The organism is Planktothrix sp. FACHB-1355 (assembly GCF_014748295.1).
GTDB classification, from domain to species: domain Bacteria; phylum Cyanobacteriota; class Cyanobacteriia; order Cyanobacteriales; family Aerosakkonemataceae; genus Aerosakkonema; species Aerosakkonema funiforme_A.
Window position 1 is genome coordinate 1 of sequence record NZ_JACJUP010000387.1, and the last position, 5314, is coordinate 5314.

Here is a 5314-nt window from a genome sequence, read left to right on the forward strand (position 1 = left end):
ATCCAGTATAGACTTCACAATTACAGCAATGCGCCTAGTTATTTTATGTTGCTGGGGATCGATAGCAGCGGTGCCGCGATCGCTTTAATCCCTCCACAATCTTCTCCCAATCTCGATGGCTCTCCAACTAACCCTCTACAGCAGCAGGCGATCGGTCAGGGCGAGACTATCATCTTACCAGATATTTCCAGTCCTTTTAAATGGATTGTCCAAGGCCCAGCAGGACTGGTAGAAATGCAAATGGTTTTGAGTCGATCGCCTCTCGATCTAACTCTTGCTACTCTGGAAAATACGCAGCATCCCAGAGGAGAATTTCAACGCCTCGGCGTGTTGCTCAGTCCCTTGGAAGTGGCGCGAGCAGTTCTGCAAGATTTGCACAAAGCCAGTCTTCCTGCTGCCGACATTATGGCGGCATCTCCGGATAACTTCGCCTTGGATGTAAATGCCTGGGCAACTCTCAGTTTTATTTACCAGATAGTTTGAGTCAATTCAAATCGGATTTGAGATTTTTTATTCAACAGGACTTATGCAGAAATTCGAGTTCTTAACGTAATCAGGTTATTTCAGCTTGAGAGGGAGAATGAGAAATCAGGTTTCTTCAGCGCTTGCGAATAAATCCTGTTCGATCTAAAATCTCAAATCTCAAATATGAAATTTCAACTCGATCGTAACAGCAACAGATGAAATTTAGTTAGGATATTCTTAATTATTTTTGACTTTTTTAACTCCGATCCTCTCGCAATTATATGAAGCTTAAATTTTGGCTTGCCTGCGCTATTGTCTCTGTCAATATCAACATTGCTGCTGTCGCTGTCGATCGACAAAATACCATGCCGGCATTATTGGCACAAGCCAAGGGAGCGCCTGCAATTTCTCCGACTGAGCGGCAGGAACTGCAACAACTGCGGTTAGAGAAGGAAATACGCGATCGCGTTCAGGCGGAAGTCGATCGTGCCTTTAGCCGCTTGACAACTTCGATGGATCTATTGCTATTTGCGATCGCCCTGTTTCCTGTTGTGACCGCTCTTGCTGTTTGGCTTCTCCGCCGCAGCTCGATCGACCAAATAGTTTCTGAAACCAGAGCGCAATTGCAGAAAGAAGCCCAAAAACAACTAACAGCAGAGATAGCCGATGAATTTTCCAAACAAAGCGCGATTTTTACACAAGAAATCGAAAATTTAGAAGCTAAACTTATAGCTTACATAACCAGTCAAACTGGAGCGATATATTTTAAAGAACAGGAAGATGTACCTATCCACGCAACGGCAAATTTGCCAGTTGAAACAGAATTCAACGTGCCAAATATTGCCGCAGCAATTGAAATAGAAGCAGACAATAGCGAAGCACAAGAGCGAATGCCAGCGCAGATTTCAAATGAGCAATTTGAATCGGGAGAACAAGTTGAAGATTCTTTATCTGTTACGACCCAGGAAGTATTAAATGCCAACGATTATTTAGAGCGAGGTAACGAACATTTTGCTGCCGGTCGCTACGTAGAAGCAAATAACAGCTATAACCAAGCTGTGAAACTCGATCGCGACTTGCCGTCAGCTCGGTATCAAAATGCTAGAGCTTATGCTATGCGAGGCAGTATAAATGCAGCGGTTGGCAACTTGCAATGGGCAATTGATGTGGAGCCGACTTATAAGGAAATGGCTAAAAGTGACTCGGCTTTTGATGAAATTCGCGAAAGTGAGCAGTTTCATAAAGTAATTGAGGAATAGCTCCCCAACCACAGGTTGTAGTTTGAGGAGCTATACTGGGATTGGTGAAATTGAGGAAGGGCAATGAATGCAAAATTGATTGCGATCGCCACAAGTAGCACCCTGATGATAGCTAACACCAGTACTGCCTTAGCCGAACAACCCTACAAAACTAGCGGTAACCAAGTTGTCGTCACACAACTGCAACCTCGACAGACTTATTTGGTTCAGACAACCGATACTAGCGGTAAGGAGGATTCCATCTATGTGACTACTAATGAGTGCGGTTACGTCATGATAAATAATGGAGGTAACTATCAACGTCTCACTATTAATAACGAAACCATCAGACCCTTTGCTCTCGCAAGCAAACCTTACCCATCCTGCAATCCCAGACTAAATCCCAGGAATTCTAATACACAACAACAACAATCGTCGGATAGATAAACCTGTTCATAAATATTTTTGCAACAACAATCCCAACTTTTCTTTTGTAGCAGTAGGAACCTTATCCAGGGGGGTAACAATCGCGTATTTCAAGGCTGAGTGAGCTTCTGATGGGGGAGGATTTTCTGCCAAACGCCGCACCGTTTCTTGAATGGCTTTTTGAGCATTCACGCCATTGCGTTGCAGATTGGCAATCACCATTTCTACAGTCACACTATCATGAGCTGGATGCCAGCAATCGTAATCGGTAACTAAAGCTAAAGTTGCATAGGCGATTTCTGCTTCCCTAGCTAATTTCGCCTCTGGCAAATTCGTCATCCCGATTACAGTCGCACCCCAACTGCGGTAGAGACGGGACTCTGCTTTAGTGGAAAAAGCTGGCCCTTCCATACAAACATACGTACCGCCACGGTAGAGGGTCAGATCCGGTAGCTTTAGGCTAGCAACGGCATCCGTTATAACGGCAGCTAAATTTTTACATACTGGGTCGCCAAAAGCAATGTGGGCTACAATTCCTTCCCCGAAAAAGGTGGAAACTCTATTTCTAGTGCGATCGATAAATTGATCCGGCACTACCATATCTAGAGGTTTAACCTCCTCCTTGAGAGAACCGACAGCTGAGGCCGAGATTAAATACTCGACCCCCAGCTGCTTCATTGCATAGATATTAGCCCGGAATGGCAGTTCTGACGGTAAAAGAGTATGATTCCGACCGTGACGTGCTAGGAAAGCAACCCGCGTCCCTTCTAGAGTTCCCAGAATTAAAGCATCGGATGGTGGCCCAAAGGGCGTATCAATTTGTACTTCTTCTACATCTTTGAGCGCGTCCATTTTGTAGAGTCCACTACCGCCGATAATTCCTATTTTTGCCTGAGCCATGCTATTTACCTTTGATTTTGTGTAATGCCAAGATATTTTAGCGATAAATAGCTACAGACATAAGACTTGGTTAGTTTGTCGGTGACCTATATCACCTGAGTAGCAGGATATTTTCACAAAAAATTCATAATTTCATCACCAAACAATGTTTGAAAGTGTCTGATATTGGGAATACTGAGGTGGGTTGGATATGTTTATTGCTTGTTTAATGATGGCAGCTAACGCTAGTTTACCCAAAGTCGCAGTAGAACAAGTCATAGAGCGGATTTTTGCCCTTCGTCAAATTAGTAGGGCTGACCAACGTCTATTGATGTCTGCTTTATTATCTAAAAATTCTCTGGGCGAAACAGAACACAAACAAATTAATCGAGTTTTTGACGCTCTGCAAAAGGGATTGCTCAGAGTGGTTGATTGAAATAGATAGTTTAACTCCATATTATCAGTAGTACCACCAAGCCAATGCAAGTCATTGGCTTGTGTTGCTTTTGATATGTGCGATCGCATTTTCACTCAAATTAGCCTTTAGCTTTTCTGTAACTTTAATAATTATTACATATAAATACTTATGTCTACCGAGCTTGGCTAAATGTATTTACCGAATTTACCTGATTTTCATTAATCAAATCAAGTGGAATTTGCCGAATATTGCATTTTTTCTAACCTAATGCACGCATCACCAAAATTGTCAACGATAAAGAGCGCATTTTTTGTAAATTTTTCGCATTTTCGAGGGGATTATTTGAAGTTAAACTAGAGGCAGAGTTTACCTCCAAAATTGATAATTTGCTCTGTTCAATCTTCTCCTTGCAATAGCCAAAAGCCACTGTAAGTCATTCCGGAATCATCAGGCTGCACTAATAAAAAGTGCAAACCTCTACTTAGGAGCAAACGTGCTTCGTACATCTGTGCAGCTGCGGAAACTTCTTCATCTTCAAAAGTCGCAACGATCCACCTGTCGTTCAGTCCGGCTTCCAATACTAAACCATTGGGCGGACCTGGTATATAGTTAAGAGAGACTGGTTTGGATTCTTGTATCCAGCGAGCTATTTGCATCGCTCGCCTTCCCCCATCAATTACCACACCGGGAACTGCAACTGTTGATGCAATTCCGAGATTTATGGGTAAGAGAAATTCTGGCATTTCTACAATTGGTACAAGTCGATCGGTAAATCTTTCTTGAATATCCCCTGCATTAAGGGTCGCAAATCGCCAGCGTTCTCCCCAAAATCTTTCTGGTAGGGGTATTGGGGGTGGTTTCTCGATTGCTAGGGGAGTATAAGGTTCGCCGCTGTAACCTTCCATACTAGGGTATTGTTCGGCTCTTTCTTGCAACCATTGCTTTAAAGTGTGAGTGCGGCGCGTTGCTTCTACCGGAATTCCCAGCTGCTTTCCACTTGCTTCCATTAAACCTAAAGACTGGGGACGAAAAACTTGTATTAACTCTGGCAGATTTTTATAAGAGCTAGCTGCGATCACTAACTGACAAACAATCCAATCGGGAGTGACTTCGGACTGAGGACAAAAGGCACTATAAGTTAAACGGCGCGATCGATCGCAAATCAGTAACTCCCACAATGCACTCCCGACTTCATCCTGCAACGGACGGCGATAAAAATCAATTTGCCAAATGCTCATTGGTGATTGATGAAAAGGTGATTGGTGAAAAGGTCACTTGATATCTCTACCAGTACCACATTTGAGGACAAAGCGATCGTTCCCCAAATAGTTTAAAACCACATTGTTGCCATCGTCGCTATCTAGAGTATCATCTCCTTGAGAGCCGAGCAAGGTATCGTTAACAATACTTCCTCGAAAATTAAGCTAGAGTTTCCGGGCCTATTCCCAGCGATCGCTGAGATATAATCAAGCAATGGTATCGGGGTCTATGCCGAGACTACGCAATCTTTCTGCCAACAAATCAGCCCGTTGTTCTGCTTGTTGACGGCGCTGTTGTTCTGACAAAGCTTGTTGTTCTGCTTGTTGACGCCCCTGCTGTTCTGACAAAGCCAGTTCCTCCGGCGTTAAGAGGCGCTGTCCTTGTCGATCGTACCAATAAAGCCACTCTCGCGTTATGCCCTGATAAGTTCCTCTTTCACAACCAATTCCCAAACTTATTTCTGCTAGCCAAATTGGATTTCCTGACTGCAATTCGTATTTGTTATTAACCAAGCGATGCACTTCCAAACGCTGCTTTTTACGGCGCAAGGGATTATAAATAACGTAGAACAATGCACCCAAACTGGCATACTCTTGCATTTTGGTGCTGTATTCTCCCCGATGAGTTT

At 43.5% G+C, this 5314-nt stretch carries 7 protein-coding genes and 1 pseudogene; 4 read left to right on the forward strand and 4 right to left on the reverse strand.

Annotation, left to right across the window (positions count from 1 at the left end):
- The 3 genes from H6S82_RS16495 to H6S82_RS16505 form a co-directional block, all read left to right on the forward strand.
- On the forward strand, window positions 1-483 hold a 483-nt coding region (locus H6S82_RS16495), incomplete at its 5' end, for a DUF4384 domain-containing protein (RefSeq protein ID WP_199317899.1).
- 263 nt (window positions 484-746) lie between these two features.
- Complete coding sequence (locus tag H6S82_RS16500; protein ID WP_190472143.1) at window positions 747-1724, forward strand: tetratricopeptide repeat protein; 978 nt, start codon at window positions 747-749, stop codon at window positions 1722-1724.
- Between the two features lie 63 nt (window positions 1725-1787).
- Window positions 1788-2150, forward strand: a complete 363-nt coding sequence (locus H6S82_RS16505; protein WP_190472140.1) for a hypothetical protein — start codon at window positions 1788-1790, stop codon at window positions 2148-2150.
- Window positions 2151-2156: 6 nt separating this feature from the next.
- Here the strand turns inward: H6S82_RS16505 and H6S82_RS16510 are convergent, their stop codons facing one another.
- A complete protein-coding gene (locus tag H6S82_RS16510; protein ID WP_190472137.1) occupies window positions 2157-3029 on the reverse strand; it encodes an S-methyl-5'-thioadenosine phosphorylase in 873 nt (290 codons plus the stop codon).
- Between the two features lie 190 nt (window positions 3030-3219).
- Between H6S82_RS16510 and H6S82_RS16515 the strand changes: the two genes are divergently transcribed.
- Window positions 3220-3444, forward strand: a complete 225-nt coding sequence (locus tag H6S82_RS16515; protein ID WP_242056982.1) for a hypothetical protein — start codon at window positions 3220-3222, stop codon at window positions 3442-3444.
- Between the two features lie 377 nt (window positions 3445-3821).
- On the opposite strand, the gene H6S82_RS16520 is transcribed toward H6S82_RS16515, so the two are convergent.
- The 3 genes and pseudogenes from H6S82_RS16520 to H6S82_RS16530 form a co-directional block, all read right to left on the reverse strand.
- Entirely contained in the window at window positions 3822-4664 is an 843-nt protein-coding gene (locus H6S82_RS16520) for a Tab2/Atab2 family RNA-binding protein (RefSeq protein ID WP_190472134.1), read from the reverse strand.
- A gap of 33 nt (window positions 4665-4697) precedes the next feature.
- The gene (locus H6S82_RS16525; protein WP_322111991.1) at window positions 4698-4832 is read right to left on the reverse strand and encodes a hypothetical protein; all 135 of its coding nucleotides are present in this window, start codon (window positions 4830-4832) and stop codon (window positions 4698-4700) included.
- Window positions 4833-4892: 60 nt separating this feature from the next.
- A pseudogene (locus tag H6S82_RS16530) lies at window positions 4893-5314 on the reverse strand (Uma2 family endonuclease); the annotation flags it as partial.